Here is a 17,860-nt window from a genome sequence, read left to right as displayed (position 1 = left end):
CGCTTCGCGCCTCCTCAAAGTGAGACCATTATGGGATGGAGAATAAGCCAATGACGCAGAAAACCCGCGCGGATTGGGAAGCGTTGGCCGAAAAGGAACTGAAGCGACCGGCGGACAGCCTTATCTGGCATACGCCGGAAGGCATCGACGTGAAGCCGCTCTACACGGCAGACGATCTGCAAAATGTCGGCCATCTCGACAGCCTGCCCGGTTTCGAGCCTTTCGTGCGCGGTCCGCGCGCGACCATGTATGCCGGTCGCCCATGGACCATCCGCCAATATGCCGGTTTCTCCACCGCAGAAGCATCCAACGCCTTTTACCGCAAGGCGCTCGCCGCCGGGCAGCAGGGCGTTTCGGTTGCCTTCGATCTTGCCACCCATCGCGGCTATGACAGCGACCATCCGCGTGTGGTGGGTGACGTGGGCAAGGCTGGCGTCGCGATCGACTCCGTCGAGGACATGAAAATCCTCTTCGACGGCATTCCGCTCGAAAAAGTCTCCGTCTCAATGACCATGAACGGCGCGGTGATCCCGATCCTCGCCAATTTCATCGTCGCGGGTGAAGAACAGGGCGTATCGCGCGACCTGCTTTCCGGCACCATTCAAAACGACATTCTCAAGGAGTTCATGGTCCGCAACACCTATATTTATCCGCCGGAACCTTCCATGCGGATCATTGCGGACATCATCGCCTATACCGCGACGGAAATGCCGAAATTCAATTCGATTTCCATCTCCGGCTATCACATGCAGGAAGCCGGTGCGACGCTGGTGCAGGAACTCGCCTTCACACTGGCCGATGGGCGCGAATATGTGCGTGCCGCGCTGCAAAAGGGCTTGAATGTCGACGACTTCGCCGGTCGCCTGTCATTCTTCTTCGCCATCGGCATGAATTTCTTCATGGAAATCGCCAAGCTGCGCGCAGCGCGCCTGCTCTGGACGCGGATCATGAAGGAGTTCGAGCCGAAAAAGCCGGGTTCCTTGATGCTGCGCACCCACTGCCAGACCTCCGGCGTGTCGTTGCAGGAACAGGACCCTTACAACAATGTCGTGCGCACGGCTTTCGAGGCCATGTCGGCAGCGCTTGGCGGCACGCAGTCGCTGCACACCAACGCTTTCGACGAAGCCATTGCTTTGCCAACGGAATTTTCGGCGCGCATTGCCCGCAACACGCAGCTCATTCTCCAGAATGAGACCGGCGTGACGAAGGTGGTCGATCCGCTGGCAGGTTCCTATTACATTGAGAGCCTGACCAATGAACTGGCGGAAAAAGCCTGGGCGTTGATCCAGGAAGTGGAGTCCCTTGGCGGCATGACCAAGGCGGTCGAAAGCGGTTTGCCGAAACGTCTGATCGAAGAAGCGGCTACCAAGCGGCAGGCGGCGGTCGACAAGGGTGAGGAAGTGATCGTCGGCGTCAACAAGTTCCGGCTGGAACAGGAAGACGAGATCGACATTCTCGAAATCGACAACACCGCCGTGCGCCAGTCGCAGATAGCGCGCATTGAGCGTATTCGCCAGACCCGTGACAAGGCCAAGGTGGAAGCCGCGCTTGCGGAACTCGAAAAAGTGGCGACCAGCGGCGAAGGCAATCTGCTTGCCGCAGCGGTGGAGGCCTCCCGCGCCCGCGCCACGGTCGGTGAAATTTCCGACGCCATGCGCCGTGCATTCGGTGACCACGCAGCAGAGCCGAAAGTGATCCGCAAGGTCTATGGCGACGCCTATCAGGACGAGCCTGAATATCAGACGCTGGTGTCGCGACTGGAGGACTTCTCGAAGCAGAGCGGCGAAACGCCGAAGGTGATGGTCGCCAAGCTGGGACAGGATGGGCATGACCGTGGCGCCAAGATCATCGCGTCAGCCTTCGGCGATATCGGTTTCGAAGTCCTGGCCGGACCGTTGTTCCAGACACCCGACGAAGCTGCCGATATGGCGATCAAATCGAAAGTGCACGTCATTGGCGTGTCGTCGCTTGCAGCCGGTCACAAGACCCTGCTGCCGCAGCTCGTCGAAACGCTGAAAGCCAAGGGTGCTGAAAACATCGTCGTGGTTTGCGGTGGCGTGGTGCCGCGTCAGGACTATCAGTACTTGTTCGACCACGGTGTCGCCGCCGTGTTCGGCCCTGGCTCCAACGTTTTGGACTGCGCCCGCGCCGTTCTGGACATTCTGGAAGGAAAACGCCGCAATCTCTGATTTATCAAAGCGTTAAATCAAAAAAGCGATTCTTTTTATGAACAAGAAAAGCCGGAGCACACGCTTCGGCTTTTCTGTTTATACAGTTTACGATTTCGGGTCGGCGGATGCCGGTATCGCGGAACTGGTCACGGAAACCGGATCGCTCGCGGGGAACGTATCTTCCAGCCCCTCTTCCAGCTGACGTTCCAGTTCGGCCCGGTCACCTGCCCGCCTTGCACTCGGACGGGTCAACAGGCTGTCCGGTTCAATCCCGCATTCCATGGATGCAACGCCAAGCGCCGCTCCAAGCTTAACCGCTGCACGCCGAATAGCGTCATCGCGCTTCAGTTCTGCTCCGGTGTCATTCTCAAAAATCACGGACACTTTTTCATCACCCTCGGCAATAAACTCAACCGTGTAGAGCTTGAAGCCGCCAATCGAGCCGATGCGGGTTTCGACGATTTCCATATGCTGATCTCCGCGGTTTTTCTAACTGCGGGATAACGAAAATCGGTCGCTATAGTTCCACGGCAACAAGCTCACAGACATTCGATTCAGGCGAATTGCAGTCCAAAGCCCTGCATGAGCCTGCGAATGGCGTAATCCGGTTTCTGCGAGGTGAAGACCGCGAGATCGTCGTGATGATGCAGTTCCATGTCGCCCTTGCGCGGTGTCAGCAGCGATACGGTGCGGCGCGCAATCGCTTCCGCCGGATCGAGCCAGTCCACCGGCCATGGCGCCAGACGGCGGAAGACATTGGCGAGGAACGGATAATGGGTGCAGGCGAGCACCACGATATCCGTGCGCCTGCCGTCTTTCTCGATGAAGCAGGGCGCGATCTGTTCCACGACCAGCGCTTCATCAATCTTTTCACCGCGTATATGCGCCTCGGCGATGCTCGCCAGCCGGTCGGCGCCGACCAGGCGCACATGGCATTGCGAGGCGAAAGACTGGATGAGATCGCGCGTATAGGCGCGCTTCACTGTGCCGGGCGTCGCCAGCACGGAAACCAGCCCCGATGATGTGCGCTCGGCAGCGGGCTTGATCGCAGGCACGGTTCCCACAAAAGGCACCAACGGATAGGCGCGGCGCAAATCGTCCAGCACCAATGTGGAGGCCGTATTGCAGGCGATGACCGCGATTTCTGGATCATGCGTTGCGATGAACCCGCCGAACAGCTCGACAATGCGCGCCCGCAGCGCCTCTTCTTCCCAACCGCCATAGGGAAAACCGGCATCGTCGGCGATATAGACAAAGCGCCGGTCCGGCATCAGCACCCGCGCCTCGCGCAACACCGTCAACCCGCCAATACCGCTGTCAAAGACCAGTATCGGCCTCTCCTTATCGGCTGTTACGGAAGCGGAAAAGCTGGCGACGGGCGCGTCTTTCATTCTGCCTTGTCCTCTGGTGCAGGCTTGCGGGCACGACCTTCCGGCGCTCCGGAGCCACGCGGTTTCTTGGGCGTGAATACATCAAGCGAGGTGACCACCCCGCGCAGGAGTTTCAATTCCGCCGAGGCAAAACCGGCGCGCGTCAGAACGGCACGCAGATTATTGACCATGATTTCCTTGCGCGCTTCCGGCCGGAAATAACCTCTGACATCAAGGGCTTCTTCCAGATGGTTGAACAAGCCCTGCAATTCCTGCTTCGGTGCAAGTTCCATCTCCGGTCCGCGGAAAACCGTTTCGGTCTCCGTTTCCAGACCGGACTTCATCCACTCATAGGACATCAGCAGCACGGCTTGCGCGATATTGAGCGAGGCAAATGCAGGATTGACCGGGAAAGTCACCAACTCGTCGGCAAGGCCCACTTCCTCATTGCTGAGGCCAAAACGTTCGCGACCGAAAAGAATGCCGGTCTTTTCGCCGGTCTTGAAACGCCTGCGCAACTCGTTGCCAGCCTCAACGGCGCTGCGCACCTGCTTGAAGCCGTCGCGTTCACGCGCCGTTGTGGCATAGACGAAGTTGAGATCAGCAATGGCCGATGGCAGATCGTCATAAACCACCGCATTGTCGATGACATGGTCGGCCTTGCTGGCGGCTGCCCTTGCCTTTTCGCTTGGAAATTCTTCACGCGGATTGACGAGACGCAGTTCTGCCAGACCGAAATTCGCCATGGCGCGCGCCACCATGCCGATATTTTCCGGCAATTGCGGCTCCACCAGCACGATTGCCGGTCCTTCCGCGATAAAGGGGCGCTGTTTGTCGGTTCCTGCCATGATGTTTTCCGTCATAGATATAATCGTGGCGTTTCCCTGACATAATTGACGCGAAATCGCAAAGATTCCCCTTAGAGCCTGAAACAAAAAGCGACATGTGTGCGCGAAAATGGTGATTTTCGAGTAACGGAGCGGAGCGTACTATTCGTACGTGAGCACCGGAATCCTCGCATAATCCCGAAAAGTTGCAGACTTTTCGGTTCAGATTATGCGAATGCAAATCTCAAATTGCCATTTGCAGCCACACAGGGCGACTTTTGGAGCAGGCTCGTACGTTCATGCGTAAAAAGCCGGGTGTAGTATCCGAATAACACCAGCCCTCACCTCATCCATGCCAGTTTATCCAAACGGAAAACAGGATTCAGGGAGGAAGCCATGTCCGGTAAAAAAATTCTCATGCTGTGCGGTGATTTCGGCGAAGACTATGAAACCATGGTCCCGTTCCAGACCTTGCTTGCGGTCGGCCACACGGTTCACGCTGTCTGCCCCGGCAAGAAAGCCGGCGATCAGATCGCAACCGCCATCCACGATTTCGAAGGCCACCAGACCTATTCAGAAAAGCCGGGCCATAATTTCACGCTCAATGCCAGTTTCGCCGATGTAAAGGCTGAAAACTATGACGCGCTGGTCATTCCCGGCGGTCGCGGACCGGAATATCTGCGCCTCGACGACAAGGTCATCGCCGTCGTAAAACACTTCTTTGAGACCAACAAGCCGGTCGCAGCCGTCTGCCATGGAGCCCAGTTGCTTGCAGCCGCCCGCGTACTGGAAGGTCGTAACTGTTCGGCCTATCCGGCCTGTCGACCGGAAGTCGAACTTGCCGGCGGCACCTATGCCGATATTCCTGTTGATCAGGCTGTAACAGACGGCAACCTCGTCACCGCACCAGCCTGGCCTGCCCATCCGGCGTGGCTGTCGCAGTTCCTTGGCGTTCTCGGCACCAAGATCACGCACGCTTAAGCATAATGGATATTGCCTGCAATCATCATCCGGTTGCAGGCAGCTCCATATTGCGCAAAACTATCCGGGGAGCCTCATCCGGGAGAAAATCATGTGCAGGTTGTTCATCGGCGCCAATTCAGACCTCTGGCAGAGCGTGACGCGCTCGCTGCGCATTGACGGTGTCGTCACCAGCGTCCGGCTTGAGAACTTCTTCTGGTGGACACTGGAAGATGTCGCTTCCCGTGACGGTCTCAGCGTGAGCCGCCTGATCAGCAAGCTCTATGGCGAATCCCGTGAGGAAGGCCACGACCTCGACAATTTTGCCTCGTTCCTGCGCGTCTGCTGTGGACGCTATCTTTCCCTGCAACTGAGCGGCCTCGTGCCCATGGACAAGGCGGCAGCGATCTCCTCGCTCGATGCCGAGGCCATTCTGGCGCGCGAACAGGAAAATTACCGACAGCAGCAAGAAAGCTGGAAGAAGCCGCGCAACGGCGAGGCCGCGACGCACCACGCTGCCTGACCCAAATCAGCGCCCTTCCCAATTTTTTGACTGCCAATTTCGCCTATAGGCCAAAGAATAAGGCTTCAAACCTTTGCCTTATTGCCTGCGGGTGCTATAGGGGCGCATGCATTCAAGGCGCATTTAAAAAGAGGCTTCATCCATGGCAAAAATCAAGGTTGCGAACCCGGTCGTTGAACTCGACGGCGACGAGATGACCCGCATCATCTGGCAGTTCATCAAGGACAAGCTGATCCATCCCTATCTCGACGTCGATCTGAAATATTACGATCTGTCGGTTGAAAACCGCGATGCGACCAATGATCAGGTCACTATCGATGCGGCCAACGCCATCAAGGAATATGGCGTCGGTGTAAAATGCGCGACCATCACCCCTGACGAAGCGCGCGTTGAAGAATTCAAGCTCAAGAAGATGTGGAAGTCGCCTAACGGCACCATCCGCAACATTCTCGGCGGCGTGATCTTCCGCGAGCCGATCATCTGCAAGAACGTTCCGCGCCTCGTGCCGGGCTGGACGCAGCCGATCATCGTCGGTCGTCATGCTTTTGGCGACCAGTACCGCGCGACCGATTTCAAGTTCCCGGGCAAGGGCACGCTTTCGATCAAGTTCGTCGGCGAAGACGGCGAAACCATCGAACACGAAGTCTATCAGGCTCCGTCCGCTGGCGTGGCGCTCGCCATGTACAACCTCGACGAATCGATCCGCGAATTCGCCCGCGCTTCCTTCAATTACGGCCTGCAGCGCGGTTACCCGGTCTATCTCTCGACCAAGAACACCATTCTCAAGGCTTATGACGGCCGCTTCAAGGACATCTTCCAGGAAGTCTTCGACGCCGAATTCGCAGAGAAGTTCAAGGCAGCCAAGATCTGGTACGAACACCGCCTCATCGACGACATGGTCGCTTCGGCGCTCAAGTGGTCTGGCGGTTACGTCTGGGCTTGCAAGAACTACGACGGCGACGTTCAGTCGGACATCGTGGCTCAGGGCTTCGGCTCGCTCGGCCTGATGACCTCGGTTCTGATGACGCCGGATGGCAAGACCGTTGAAGCGGAAGCTGCACACGGCACCGTGACCCGTCACTACCGCCAGCATCAGAAGGGCGAGGAAACCTCGACCAACTCGATCGCTTCGATCTTCGCATGGACCCGCGGTCTCGCACACCGCGCCAAGCTTGACGACAATGCCGAGCTGAAGCGCTTTGCCGACACGCTGGAAAAGGTCTGCGTCGACACCGTCGAAAGCGGCTTCATGACCAAGGATCTGGCGCTGCTCATCGGCCCGGATCAGCCGTGGCTCTCCACCACCGGCTTCCTCGACAAGATCGACGAAAACCTCAAGAAGGCTATGGCTGCTTAATAGCACCGCACCTTTATTGAAATGCGAAACGGCGGGTTTATCCCGCCGTTTTCTTTTTGATTTGCTTCATATGGGAAAACGCGCATCCTGCATCCATCCATTCAAGGAGGATAAAATGGCTGAGCTGACGCTTTTCACCAACCCCATGTCGCGCGGACGTATCGCCCGCTGGATGCTTGAGGAAACGGGCAAGCCCTATGACGTTCAAATTCTCGACTTTGGCCCGCCGATGAAGGGCGCTGAATATTGCGCTGTGAACCCCATGGGCAAAGTGCCCGCATTGCGCCACGGCGAAGCTATCGTCACCGAAGCTGCGGCCATCTGCGCTTATCTGGCCGTCACCTTTCCAGAAGCCGGACTCGCGCCGCATCCGGATGAACGCGCCGATTTTTATCGCTGGATGTTCTTTGCCGCCGGTCCGCTGGAAGCCGCCCTTTCAAACCGCTCCATGGGCTTTGAAGTGCCGCCGGAGCGCGAGCGCATGATGGGCTATGGCAATTATGACAGCGTCGTCGCCACGCTGGAAAAGGCGGTATCGCGCCATCCCTATATTACCGGCAATCGTTTTACGGCAGCCGATGTCTATGTCGGTTCCCATATCGGCTGGGGCATGATGTTCGGAAGCTTGCCGCACCGCCCGGCATTTGATGCTTATTGGGAACGGCTGCAAGCCCGCCCCGCCGCAAAACGCGCAGCCGAGTTGGATGACGCTGCCGTCAAAGCAGCAAGCTAGAGCATTTCCAGCAAAAGTGCGAAGCGGTTTTGCGTCCGGAAATGCGTAAAAATAAAGACTTAGAGCGGTTCCGACGATTCCGTCAAAACAGGAACCGCTCTAGGGCCGACTTCAGCTCGGCTGTGCTTCAATCGAGAACGCGTTCTTGAAGGCTTGCGCACCGGTGGGTGAAAATGCGATCACCCGCCCCTCGGCGCGTCTGGCCCAACCACGCGCGATAAAATTTTTCAACAGTGCCGCGCCCAGTGCGCCCCCCAGATGATTGCGCCGTTCGCTCCAGTCGAGACAATGGCGGCATACCGGCCTCTTGCCGTGTTCAAGCGCCGCCACGTCAACGCCCAGACAGGTGAAGAACGATTTGCCCTCATCCGTCAGCACGGGCTCTTCGGTGTTATCGATCAGGCGAAGCCTATGTGCGGCGTCGAGCATTTCGACCCCGCGCTCGCCCGCAAGATGATCGTAACATATGCGCGCTTTGCGCAATGCTTCATCCTTCGGCCCTGTACGTACGCGCACCGCGCCCGTTCGCTGGGCAAGGCCCATCAGCCCTTCCAGCACCTGCGCCACATCCGCGCCCGACAGGCGGAAATAACGGTGACGGCCCTGCTTTTCTGCAATCAGCAGATTGGCGGCATCGAGCTTGGCCAGATGCCCGCTCGCCGTCTGCAAGGTGACGCCCGCCGCAGCCGCCAGCTCGCTGACGGTCAGGGCGCGCCCGTCCATCAGCGCAGTCAGCATGTTTGCGCGTGCCGGATCGCCAAGTAGAGAAGCGACGGAAGCTATGATCGGTCCATCTTTCATACTTCGATGCTAACCGAACTATGTCTGCGTTTCAACCGCTACAGTGTCTCCATCGAAACCATGCATATCAAGGAGACCTTGCATGATCACCTGTTTCATCCGCTATCAGATCGACCCGTTCAAAGCGGATGCCTTTGCCGAATATGCGCGCAATTGGGGACAAGCCATTCCACGTTGCGGCGCGCAACTGATCGGCTATTTCGGCCCGCATGAAGGTTCTGCCACCACGGCCTATGGCGTTTATTCGCTGGAAAACCTCGCCGCTTATGAGGCTTATCGCGCAAGGCTGGCCGCCGACCCGCTGGGACGCCAAAATTATGAATTTGCGCGCCGGGAGCAATTCATCCGGTCCGAGGATCGCATCTTCCTCAAGCTGCAATCGGGACCGCATGCGGAGTTGATAAAGCCATGATCACGGTGATCTTTGAAGTCTGGCCCGCCGATGACGAGCGGCGCGGACAATATCTCGATATAGCGGCAAGCCTGCGCGACGATCTCAGCCGCATCGATGGCTTCATCTCGATTGAACGTTTCCAGAGCCTTGCAGAGCCGGACAAGCTTCTATCCTTGTCCTTCTGGCGTGACGAAGAAGCGGTGCGCGCATGGCGCAATCTTCCCTCGCATCGCATTGCCCAGACCAAGGGACGCGGCGGCGTCTTTGAGAACTACCGCCTGCGGGTTGCGAGCGTCCTTCGCGATTATGGGCTGGATGAACGCGCCGAAGCGCCCGATGACAGCCGCAAAGCACACGCTGCTTAAAATAATAAGGCCGGGTTTCCCCGGCCTTATTGGTATGAAATCACGAGATCAGCGCCTTGACCGCTGCAATCGCAGCATCAGCCTTGTCGCCATCCGGGCCACCAGCCTGAGCCATGTCCGGGCGACCGCCGCCACCGGCGCCGCCAAGTGCTGCAGAAGCCGCACGAACCAGATCCACGGCGCTGAAACGGCCAACCATATCTTCCGTCACAGCTGCAACCGCACTGGCCTTGCCATCTTCACCGACACCGATGAACAGAACCACGCCGGAACCGACCTGCTTCTTGCCTTCATCGGCCAGCGGCTTCAGATCACGCGGCGATACACCGGTCACGACCTTGCCGAGGAAGTTGACGCCGTTGACAGCTTCAACTGCACTGCCGCCCTCAGATGAACCGCCACCGAGCGCCAGTTTCTTGCGCGCCTCGGATAGCTCGCGCTCAAGCTTCTTGCGTTCGTCCATCAGGGCATTGACGCGTTCAAGTGCTTCGGCGGGCGTGGTCTTCAGCGCGCTGGCGATTGCCTTCACGCGTTCATCCTGCTCTTCGAGATAAAGCCGTGCGGTCTCACCCGTCAGCGCTTCCATCCGACGAACACCGGCTGCAACCGCGCCCTCCGAAACGATGCGAACGAGACCGATATCGCCCGTCTGGCGTACATGCGTGCCGCCGCAAAGCTCGACCGAATAGGCCTTGCCAGCCTTCGGACCATGCTTGGCCGTGCCCATCGAAACGACGCGCACTTCATCGCCATATTTTTCACCGAACAGCGCCATTGCGCCTTCGGCAATCGCATCGTCCACAGCCATCAGACGCGTGGAAACAGACGCGTTCTGCAGGATGATCTCGTTGGCCATGTTTTCGACCTTGGCCAGTTCTTCGGCCGAAATCGGCTTCGGATGCGAGAAGTCGAAGCGGAGGCGATCAGGAGCAACGAGCGAACCCTTCTGCGCCACATGCGTGCCGAGCGTTTCGCGCAGGGCTTCATGCAGAAGATGGGTTGCCGAGTGGTTGGAGCGAATGCGCGTGCGGCGATCCGAGTCGACTTTCAGTTCGACAGCCTCGCCGGTTTTCGCTGTGCCCTTGGTCACTTCGCCGATATGAACGAAGACGCCCTCGCCCTTCTTCTGCGTGTCCTTGATGGTGATGACAAAGCCTTCACCGGAAATTGTTCCGGTGTCGCCCTGCTGGCCGCCAGATTCGCCATAGAAAGGCGTCTGGTTGACCACAACGGATACGGTCTCGCCTTCGGACGCCGACTGCACTTCCGCGCCGTCGCGCACCAGAGCGGCGATAACGCCTTCCGCGCTTTCGGTTTCATAACCGAGAAACTCTGTTGCGCCGACCTTGTCCTTGATGCCGAACCAGATCGTCTCGGTCGCAGCTTCGCCGGAGCCTGCCCAATTGGCGCGAGCTTCAGCCTTCTGGCGTTCCATGGCGGTGGCGAAGCCGTCCGTATCGACGGTGATGCCGCGCTGGCGCAGAGCGTCCTGCGTCAAATCGAGCGGGAAACCGTAGGTGTCGTAGAGTTTGAAAGCGGTTTCGCCATCGAGACGGTCGCCTTCAACCAGCTTTTCCGACGCATCGGACAGCAGGCCAAGGCCGCGTTCCAACGTCTTGCGGAAACGGGTTTCTTCCAGCTTCAGCGTTTCGGAAATCAGCGCTTCGGCGCGGATCAGTTCCGGATAGGCCTGCCCCATTTCGCGAATGAGCGCCGGCAGCAGACGCCACATCAGCGGCTCTTTCGCGCCCAGAAGCTGGGCATGGCGCATGGCGCGACGCATGATGCGACGCAGCACATAGCCACGACCTTCATTCGACGGCAGAACGCCATCGGCAATCAGGAAGCTTGATGCCCGCAGATGATCAGCAATCACGCGATGGCTGGCGCGGAAATCGCCCTCGGCCTTGACGCCGGTTGCTTCTTCCGAAGCGCGGATAAGCGCCTTGAACAGATCAATGTCGTAATTGTCATGCACGCCCTGCAGCACGGCTGCTACGCGTTCCAGCCCCATGCCGGTATCGATGGACGGACGCGGCAGATCAATGCGCTGATCTGGCGTAACCTGCTCGAACTGCATGAAAACGAGATTCCAGATCTCGATGAAGCGGTCGCCATCTTCGTCGGGCGATCCTGGAGGTCCACCCCAGATATGATCGCCGTGATCAAAGAAGATTTCCGAGCACGGGCCGCACGGACCCGTATCGCCCATCGCCCAGAAATTATCGCTGGTGGCAATACGGATGATGCGGTCGTCGCTGAGGCCGGCGATCTTCTTCCAGTAATTCGCCGCGTCATCATCCGTGTGATAGACGGTGACGAGCAGCTTATCCTTCGGCAGACCGAATTCCTTGGTGATCAGATTCCAGGCAAAGCTGATGGCGTCTTCCTTGAAATAATCGCCGAACGAGAAATTGCCCAGCATTTCGAAGAAGGTGTGGTGGCGCGCAGTGTAGCCCACATTGTCGAGATCGTTATGCTTGCCGCCGGCGCGCACACATTTCTGCGAGGTGGTTGCGCGATTGTAAGCGCGATGTTCCAGCCCGGTGAACACATTCTTGAACTGAACCATGCCCGCATTGGTGAACATGAGCGTCGGGTCATTGCGCGGTACGAGCGGACTCGACGGAACGATTTCATGTCCGTTCTTGCGGAAATAATCGAGGAATGTGGACCTTATCTCGTTGACGCCAGCCATAATTCACCCTTGGGCTTTTCCTGCCCTGCATTGATGTGACCCAGTATAAAAGGCCGCATCGATTGTCTTTTGCACCTGCAAACCGCCAACAAATGAACGCAACCGCAGGCATCACTCCCTTTCCGCGCTACAAAGACGTGAAGTGGAGTTCTTCGGTTGACCGCTTTTAACGATGTGCTGCTTTTCTGTCCAGATAAGCAGTATGCGCTATAAAGGCAAATTCAGCCCCTAAACGCACCTTTTACCTGTGCTTTTGAATTCCCATCAAGCTGCGACTAAAAAAGTGAAGCCCTGTGCAACAGCAAAGGGCTTCCAACTTTCAAGCGATACCTGAGGTTCTAGCTGAGATTACATCTCCGCCACATCTGATCCGCTATCTTCCTCAGGACCGCCGTCTTCAAGGAACTGTTCCGCGATCAAACCGGCATTCTGGCGAAGTGTCGTTTCGATTTCACGCGCAACTTCCGGGTTCTCCTTGAGGTAAAGCTTCGCGTTTTCACGGCCCTGGCCGAGACGCTGCGAATTATAGGAGAACCAAGCGCCAGACTTTTCAACAACGCCTGCCTTCACGCCAAGATCGACCAGTTCTCCCGTCTTGGAAACACCGGCGCCATACATGATGTCGAACTCAACCTGCTTGAAGGGAGGAGCAAGCTTGTTCTTCACGACCTTCACGCGGGTCTGGTTACCGACCACCTCATCACGCTCCTTGATCGAACCGATACGGCGGATATCAAGGCGAACCGAAGCGTAGAACTTCAGTGCATTGCCACCGGTTGTCGTTTCAGGCGAACCGAACATGACACCGATCTTCATGCGGATTTGGTTGATGAAGATGACCATGCAATTGGAACGCGAGATCGAAGCGGTGAGCTTGCGAAGCGCCTGGCTCATCAGACGAGCCTGAAGGCCCGGCAGCGAATCGCCCATCTCGCCTTCGATTTCCGCACGCGGCGTGAGCGCTGCAACGGAGTCCACGACCAGAACGTCGATTGCGCCGGAACGAACGAGCGTATCGGTAATTTCGAGCGCCTGCTCGCCGGTGTCCGGCTGCGAGATCAGCAGGTTTTCCAGATCCACGCCGAGCTTGCGTGCATAGACAGGATCGAGCGCATGTTCCGCGTCAACGAATGCGCAGATGCCGCCCTTCTTCTGCGCTTCAGCAATGGTATGCAGCGCGAGCGTCGTCTTACCGGAGCTTTCCGGCCCGTAAATTTCAACGATGCGGCCCTTGGGTAAGCCGCCTACACCCAGCGCGATGTCCAGAGAGAGCGATCCGGTCGAAACGGTTTCGATCTCGACCACCTTGTCGTTCTGACCGAGGCGCATGATCGAGCCTTTGCCAAACGCTCTTTCGATCTGTGACAGCGCCGCATCAAGTGCCTTAGTCTTGTCCACTGAATTATCCTCAACAAGTCGCAATGAATTCTGAGACATCTTACACCATCCTCTTGTCCCGCTAGAAGCCCGGCAGGCTCATCGCTATTATCTATTTGTATCTGTTTTGTTCTCATTTGGCAATAAGTTTAACCATTTGAAATTAAATGATATTATTATTTTGTTCCATTATTGTTCTCTATAATTAGAGATACGTAAAATAAAAAGCCTTTCCACGCTTTAAGCAACTCAAGGGCGTTCTGCTGAACAACGATTCGCACCGAACAGACAAAAACGCAGCCCTTCTTGCAAAGGACTGCGTTCGATACGCCAAGCCTAGACGGCCTGATTCTGTCTACCGGAGCGTCAGCTTGCGCCCCGCAGCGGCGAAATCTGGATTTCAACGCGACGGTTCTGAGCGCGGCCTTCCGGCGTCGCGTTGGTCGCCACTGGCTGGCTTGCGCCATAGCCGATGATCGCAAAGCGGCGCGGATCAATGCCCTGCGAGCCGAGATAGCTCGCGACAGATCCAGCACGACGCTGCGAAAGATCCTGATTATAGCTGGCGCTACCCGTCGAGTCGGTATGACCCAGAACGTCAACGAGGGTCTGGTTGAATTTGCGCAGCACGATGGCTACCGAATTCAGCGTCGGATAGAACTGGCTCTTCACCTGATCCTGATCCGTGTCGAAGGTGATGCTCGACGGCATGTTCAGGATGATCTGATCGCCGTTACGCGTCACGGAAACGCCGGTGCCCTGCAACTGCGCACGCAGTTCATTTTCCTGACGATCCATATAGTTACCGATGGCGCCGCCACCGAGCGCGCCAATGCCTGCGCCGATCAGCACCGCGTTGCGCTGCGCGCGGCTGGAACCGCCCACCATGAGGCCACCCAGAGCCCCGACCGCTGCGCCGATAGCCGCGCCGCCCGCCGTGTTCGACATCTTCTGTTCGCCCGTATACGGGTCAGTGGTGCAGCCCGCCAGCAATGTGGCTCCAATCAGGGCGATACCGATTTTTTTCAACATGCAAAGGTCATCCTCAATTTGCGATTCCGCGCGCATGATAATTGCGATTAAGGCCGGATGGTGTTCCAAATCTCGTATTTGAATCCACTATCTTCATCTTTTAGCTAATGCCGCCACAGGAACGCAACTGCACCGCGTAACGATTGGCCATCGCCTGCGCCCGTTTGGCCCCATTAAGTGCCGTGGCATTGCCGCGCCAGGCCCCACGCGCATAACCGCCATGGCCGGTGTAATAAGCCAGATAGAGGCTGTAAGCGTCGTTACGGTTGATGCCGTTCTTCTGATAGCTCTGATAGTGATACCAGCCTATGAAATGAACAGCGTCGGCAAAGTTGGTGCGCGAGGCGGTCCAGCGGCCGGTCTCGCGCTTGTAGCGTTCCCAGGTTCCATTGAGCGCCTGTGAATAACCATAGGCGCTGGATGGGCGCTTCCATGGGATAATCCAAAGAATCTTGGTGCGGGGCGGCCGTGCATAGGGCTGAAAGCCCGATTCCGTATAGATCGTCGCCATCAGAACCGGAACCGGCACGCCGAATTCACGCGATACGCGCGTTGCGGCGCTCTGCCAATTGTTGAACCAACCGTCACGCTGATCGAAGACTGCACAAACATTGCTGACCTGCCGGGGGGCGGTCGCGCAGCCTCCAAGGATCACGAGCGCTACGAGACACAAAACGCGCATCATGGAAGACCTCATCAAATTGTAAAGATTGATAAAATGTAAAAGTAAACTTCGTGTTAACCGGAGCGTATGGGCGCGTTTCGTATTCGGAAAAATGAAGGGATGAGTTCGCATTTGCAGAAGGAAATATTTTACGAGCAATAATAAATATTATTGTGCACATGAATTGATGGTGCAATTTATATTTATAAAATTAAGCTCGTAATTTTTGATAAAAATTTTGGAATTTTACTGAAATACTTATTCGATTATTATTATGTAAATAATTTGGAGAATAAACTATGGGGTATACGCAATATTTTATTCCCTATGGAATAACCTACATATTTCTAGCGGCATCTGTCATCGCAATCGTAACCCAACATGGATTTGTCGCCCTCGCCTTGCTGATCCCGGTATTCATTGCAGCACTGCTTGGAGAATCCGTGTCTCCAATTGGCCTGTTGGCATTAGCGCTGTTCGCAGTCCTCGCGCAGTGGCGGTTCAATATTCTTCGCGAAGATTTGTATGCTCGTTTTCCATGGACTGAACCGGCGACAGATATGCTTGTGGTCATCGCATGTCTTACGTTCTTCGTGCATTACATGCGGGGCTTTCATAACACGAAGATCATTGATGCGGTGGTTATGTCCAACGGCGGCGTGCCATTTTCGATGTATTTGAATCTCGACAAGACAGCGGCGGCGATCATTCTTGCTCTCAGCGGGCGGTTTTTCACGTCAGGAACGGAATTCGACGCCCCGATAAAGCGAGCGGGAACAGCCGACACGGTGAAGATCATAGGCCTGATGTGGGGCGGTTGCCTTGTCACCCTGATCCCCGTCGCATTGGCGATCAACTATATCAAGTTCGACCCAAAAATCATGCCCTATTTCGGCATATGGGCCGTCAACAATCTGGTCTTTGTTACCTTTGCCGAAGAAGTGCTGTTTCGTGGCATGATACAGGGACGCCTGCTGGCCTATTCCTATTATCGTGGCTGGCATCCGGCCTTTGCAATCACGATCGCCGCAATCCTGTTCGGTCTGCTGCACTATCAAGGCGGTCTGAGCTACATCGCGCTGGCGACCCTTGCCGGGATTTTTTACGGTACAGCCTATTACAAGACAGGCCGGTTGATCTCATCGATCACAGTGCATTTTCTGCTGAATCTGACCCACGCACTGTTCTTCACCTATCCAGCACTGGCCCATTAAGCGGCAGGGGGCAGGTTCTTAGCCGTTCCTGCCCTGACGCTCCTGACGCAGCCGCGCCCAGTAGTCGAGTCGCTTGCGGATATCGCGCTCAAAGCCGCGCGCCGGAGGATCGTAGAATTTCTGCCGCCCGAGACTTTCCGGGAAATAATCCTGACCCGAAAAAGCATCCGGCTGATCGTGGTCATAGGCGTAACCGTCGCCATAGCCCTCATTCTTCATCAGCTTGGTCGGAGCGTTTAGAATGTGCTTCGGCGGCACCAGAGAGCCGTGTTCCTTGGCGGCGCGCATAGAGGCTTTGTAAGCCATATAAACGGCATTCGATTTCGGCGCCGTCGCCAGATAGACGCAAGCCTGCGCCAGCGCCAGCTCCCCTTCCGGCGATCCCAGATAGTCATAGGCGTCCTTGGCGGCGTTGCAGATGACGAGCGCCTGCGGATCGGCGAGCCCGATATCTTCGACCGCCATGCGCACCAGACGCCGCCCCAGATACAGCGGATTTTCGCCTGCATCGAACATACGCGACAGATAATAAAGCGCCGCGTCGGGATCGGATCCGCGCACCGATTTATGCAGCGCCGAAATCAGATTGTAATGCCCATCCTGGCTCTTGTCATAAACCGGCGCACGACGCTGCACTACATCCCGAAGTTTCTCCGCGGTAAAGACCTCGTCGGGCCTCGCAGCACGCCACACCTCTTCGGCCAGCGTCAACGCGGCGCGACCATCGCCATCGGCCATGCGAATCAGACTGGCCCTCGCCTCCTCATCCAGTGGCAGCGGACGGCCTTCCTGTTCTTCGGCGCGGATCAGGAGCGTCGCGATGCTTTCTGCGTCATGCGGATGAAAGGTCAGCACCCGCGCCCGCGACAAAAGAGCGGCGTTGAGTTCGAAGGACGGGTTTTCCGTGGTCGCACCAATCAGAATAACGGTACCGTCTTCCATTACCGGCAGAAAAGAATCCTGCTGGGCGCGATTGAAGCGATGAATCTCGTCCACGAAAAGCAAGGTCTGCCGACCGGACATGCGCCGCGCGCGGGCCGTCTCGAAAACTTTCTTGAGATCGGCAACGCCGGAAAAGATTGCGGAAATCTGTTCGAAAGCAAGATCGGTTTCGCCAGCCAGCAGCCGGGCGACGGTGGTTTTGCCGGTTCCGGGCGGGCCCCAGAAAATCATCGAACCGAGCGAACCGGAGGCAATCATCCGCGTCAGCACGCCTTCCGGCCCGGTCAGATGTTCCTGACCAGTGACCTCAGACAGATGCTTCGGACGCAGGCGGTCGGCCAGCGGACGATTACGGTCCGCATTCGGGTCTGACGCCGATGAAAAAAGATCGCTCATTCGATAACTCGGTCGCTAAATAAAATGCCGCTTCAG

The 17,860-nt window shown here is 57.0% G+C and carries 17 protein-coding genes; 8 read left to right on the top strand and 9 right to left on the bottom strand.

What is annotated here, in order from left to right:
• The first annotated feature begins 50 nt into the window (after positions 1 to 50).
• Entirely contained in the window at positions 51 to 2,189 is a 2,139-nt protein-coding gene (gene scpA / locus JAU75_RS01180) for a methylmalonyl-CoA mutase (RefSeq protein WP_199053910.1), read from the top strand.
• Between the two features lie 87 nt (positions 2,190 to 2,276).
• On the opposite strand, the gene JAU75_RS01175 is transcribed toward scpA, so the two are convergent.
• From JAU75_RS01175 to JAU75_RS01165, 3 genes are all read right to left on the bottom strand, one after another.
• Positions 2,277 to 2,639: a hypothetical protein gene (locus JAU75_RS01175; protein ID WP_199053908.1), complete on the bottom strand. Its 363-nt coding sequence runs from the start codon at positions 2,637 to 2,639 to the stop codon at positions 2,277 to 2,279.
• An 86-nt stretch (positions 2,640 to 2,725) separates the two neighbouring features.
• The gene (gene murI, locus JAU75_RS01170) at positions 2,726 to 3,562 is read right to left on the bottom strand and encodes a glutamate racemase (RefSeq protein ID WP_199053906.1); all 837 of its coding nucleotides are present in this window, start codon (positions 3,560 to 3,562) and stop codon (positions 2,726 to 2,728) included.
• Positions 3,559 to 4,389 (bottom strand): RNA methyltransferase, encoded by an 831-nt coding sequence (locus tag JAU75_RS01165; protein WP_078340840.1) that lies wholly within the window; start codon positions 4,387 to 4,389, stop codon positions 3,559 to 3,561. Before JAU75_RS01165 ends, murI begins: the two co-directional genes overlap by 4 nt.
• A 375-nt stretch (positions 4,390 to 4,764) precedes the next feature.
• Here JAU75_RS01165 and JAU75_RS01160 point away from each other — a divergent pair, with 375 nt between their 5' ends.
• The 4 genes from JAU75_RS01160 to JAU75_RS01145 all read left to right on the top strand — a co-directional run bounded on the left by JAU75_RS01160 (position 4,765) and on the right by JAU75_RS01145 (position 7,941).
• A complete protein-coding gene (locus JAU75_RS01160) occupies positions 4,765 to 5,349 on the top strand; it encodes a DJ-1/PfpI family protein (RefSeq protein ID WP_199053905.1) in 585 nt (194 codons plus the stop codon).
• Positions 5,350 to 5,440: 91 nt separating this feature from the next.
• Positions 5,441 to 5,851, top strand: a complete 411-nt coding sequence (locus JAU75_RS01155; RefSeq protein ID WP_199053903.1) for a ribbon-helix-helix domain-containing protein — start codon at positions 5,441 to 5,443, stop codon at positions 5,849 to 5,851.
• Positions 5,852 to 5,993: 142 nt separating this feature from the next.
• A complete protein-coding gene (locus JAU75_RS01150; RefSeq protein ID WP_199053902.1) occupies positions 5,994 to 7,208 on the top strand; it encodes an NADP-dependent isocitrate dehydrogenase in 1,215 nt (404 codons plus the stop codon).
• A gap of 115 nt (positions 7,209 to 7,323) precedes the next feature.
• The gene (locus JAU75_RS01145; RefSeq protein ID WP_199053901.1) at positions 7,324 to 7,941 is read left to right on the top strand and encodes a glutathione S-transferase family protein; all 618 of its coding nucleotides are present in this window, start codon (positions 7,324 to 7,326) and stop codon (positions 7,939 to 7,941) included.
• 111 nt (positions 7,942 to 8,052) lie between these two features.
• Here JAU75_RS01145 and JAU75_RS01140 read toward each other — a convergent pair whose 3' ends face one another.
• A complete protein-coding gene (locus tag JAU75_RS01140; RefSeq protein WP_199053900.1) occupies positions 8,053 to 8,742 on the bottom strand; it encodes a winged helix-turn-helix domain-containing protein in 690 nt (229 codons plus the stop codon).
• Between the two features lie 82 nt (positions 8,743 to 8,824).
• Here JAU75_RS01140 and JAU75_RS01135 point away from each other — a divergent pair, with 82 nt between their 5' ends.
• Both JAU75_RS01135 and JAU75_RS01130 read left to right on the top strand, forming a co-directional pair.
• Positions 8,825 to 9,154 carry an NIPSNAP family protein gene (locus JAU75_RS01135; RefSeq protein WP_199053899.1) on the top strand — a complete coding sequence of 110 codons (330 nt, stop codon included), beginning with the start codon at positions 8,825 to 8,827 and terminating at the stop codon, positions 9,152 to 9,154.
• Positions 9,151 to 9,501, top strand: a complete 351-nt coding sequence (locus JAU75_RS01130) for an antibiotic biosynthesis monooxygenase (protein ID WP_199053898.1) — start codon at positions 9,151 to 9,153, stop codon at positions 9,499 to 9,501. Before JAU75_RS01135 ends, JAU75_RS01130 begins: the two co-directional genes overlap by 4 nt.
• A gap of 40 nt (positions 9,502 to 9,541) precedes the next feature.
• Here JAU75_RS01130 and alaS read toward each other — a convergent pair whose 3' ends face one another.
• From alaS to JAU75_RS01110, 4 genes are all read right to left on the bottom strand, one after another.
• Positions 9,542 to 12,199 (bottom strand): alanine--tRNA ligase, encoded by a 2,658-nt coding sequence (gene alaS / locus JAU75_RS01125; RefSeq protein ID WP_199053896.1) that lies wholly within the window; start codon positions 12,197 to 12,199, stop codon positions 9,542 to 9,544.
• Between the two features lie 348 nt (positions 12,200 to 12,547).
• On the bottom strand, positions 12,548 to 13,636 hold the full coding sequence (gene recA / locus JAU75_RS01120; RefSeq protein WP_199053894.1) for a recombinase RecA: 1,089 nt from the start codon (positions 13,634 to 13,636) through the stop codon (positions 12,548 to 12,550).
• A 306-nt stretch (positions 13,637 to 13,942) separates the two neighbouring features.
• Positions 13,943 to 14,608 (bottom strand): OmpA family protein, encoded by a 666-nt coding sequence (locus tag JAU75_RS01115; protein WP_199053892.1) that lies wholly within the window; start codon positions 14,606 to 14,608, stop codon positions 13,943 to 13,945.
• Between the two features lie 100 nt (positions 14,609 to 14,708).
• The gene (locus JAU75_RS01110; RefSeq protein WP_199053890.1) at positions 14,709 to 15,293 is read right to left on the bottom strand and encodes a transglycosylase SLT domain-containing protein; all 585 of its coding nucleotides are present in this window, start codon (positions 15,291 to 15,293) and stop codon (positions 14,709 to 14,711) included.
• Positions 15,294 to 15,571: 278 nt separating this feature from the next.
• Between JAU75_RS01110 and JAU75_RS01105 the strand changes: the two genes are divergently transcribed.
• Positions 15,572 to 16,486, top strand: a complete 915-nt coding sequence (locus JAU75_RS01105; RefSeq protein WP_199053885.1) for a CPBP family intramembrane glutamic endopeptidase — start codon at positions 15,572 to 15,574, stop codon at positions 16,484 to 16,486.
• An 18-nt stretch (positions 16,487 to 16,504) separates the two neighbouring features.
• On the opposite strand, the gene JAU75_RS01100 is transcribed toward JAU75_RS01105, so the two are convergent.
• A complete protein-coding gene (locus JAU75_RS01100) occupies positions 16,505 to 17,824 on the bottom strand; it encodes a replication-associated recombination protein A (RefSeq protein ID WP_199053883.1) in 1,320 nt (439 codons plus the stop codon).
• Positions 17,825 to 17,860: the final 36 nt, after the last annotated feature.

Origin of the sequence: Ochrobactrum sp. Q0168, from assembly GCF_016427605.1 — a bacterium.
Taxonomy (GTDB): domain Bacteria; phylum Pseudomonadota; class Alphaproteobacteria; order Rhizobiales; family Rhizobiaceae; genus Brucella.
This window is presented reverse-complemented; position numbering and strand designations above follow the sequence as displayed.

Bases quoted from the DNA above. Each gene is read 5' to 3' on its own strand.
- scpA (WP_199053910.1), top strand. From the start codon at position 51: ATGACGCAGAAAACCCGCGCGGATTGGGAAGCGTTGGCCGAAAAGGAA.
- JAU75_RS01175 (WP_199053908.1), bottom strand. From the start codon at position 2,639: ATGGAAATCGTCGAAACCCGCATCGGCTCGATTGGCGGCTTCAAGCTC.
- murI (WP_199053906.1), bottom strand. From the start codon at position 3,562: ATGAAAGACGCGCCCGTCGCCAGCTTTTCCGCTTCCGTAACAGCCGAT.
- JAU75_RS01165 (WP_078340840.1), bottom strand. From the start codon at position 4,389: ATGGCAGGAACCGACAAACAGCGCCCCTTTATCGCGGAAGGACCGGCA.
- JAU75_RS01160 (WP_199053905.1), top strand. From the start codon at position 4,765: ATGTCCGGTAAAAAAATTCTCATGCTGTGCGGTGATTTCGGCGAAGAC.
- JAU75_RS01155 (WP_199053903.1), top strand. From the start codon at position 5,441: ATGTGCAGGTTGTTCATCGGCGCCAATTCAGACCTCTGGCAGAGCGTG.
- JAU75_RS01150 (WP_199053902.1), top strand. From the start codon at position 5,994: ATGGCAAAAATCAAGGTTGCGAACCCGGTCGTTGAACTCGACGGCGAC.
- JAU75_RS01145 (WP_199053901.1), top strand. From the start codon at position 7,324: ATGGCTGAGCTGACGCTTTTCACCAACCCCATGTCGCGCGGACGTATC.
- JAU75_RS01140 (WP_199053900.1), bottom strand. From the start codon at position 8,742: ATGAAAGATGGACCGATCATAGCTTCCGTCGCTTCTCTACTTGGCGAT.
- JAU75_RS01135 (WP_199053899.1), top strand. From the start codon at position 8,825: ATGATCACCTGTTTCATCCGCTATCAGATCGACCCGTTCAAAGCGGAT.
- JAU75_RS01130 (WP_199053898.1), top strand. From the start codon at position 9,151: ATGATCACGGTGATCTTTGAAGTCTGGCCCGCCGATGACGAGCGGCGC.
- alaS (WP_199053896.1), bottom strand. From the start codon at position 12,199: ATGGCTGGCGTCAACGAGATAAGGTCCACATTCCTCGATTATTTCCGC.
- recA (WP_199053894.1), bottom strand. From the start codon at position 13,636: ATGTCTCAGAATTCATTGCGACTTGTTGAGGATAATTCAGTGGACAAG.
- JAU75_RS01115 (WP_199053892.1), bottom strand. From the start codon at position 14,608: ATGTTGAAAAAAATCGGTATCGCCCTGATTGGAGCCACATTGCTGGCG.
- JAU75_RS01110 (WP_199053890.1), bottom strand. From the start codon at position 15,293: ATGATGCGCGTTTTGTGTCTCGTAGCGCTCGTGATCCTTGGAGGCTGC.
- JAU75_RS01105 (WP_199053885.1), top strand. From the start codon at position 15,572: ATGGGGTATACGCAATATTTTATTCCCTATGGAATAACCTACATATTT.
- JAU75_RS01100 (WP_199053883.1), bottom strand. From the start codon at position 17,824: ATGAGCGATCTTTTTTCATCGGCGTCAGACCCGAATGCGGACCGTAAT.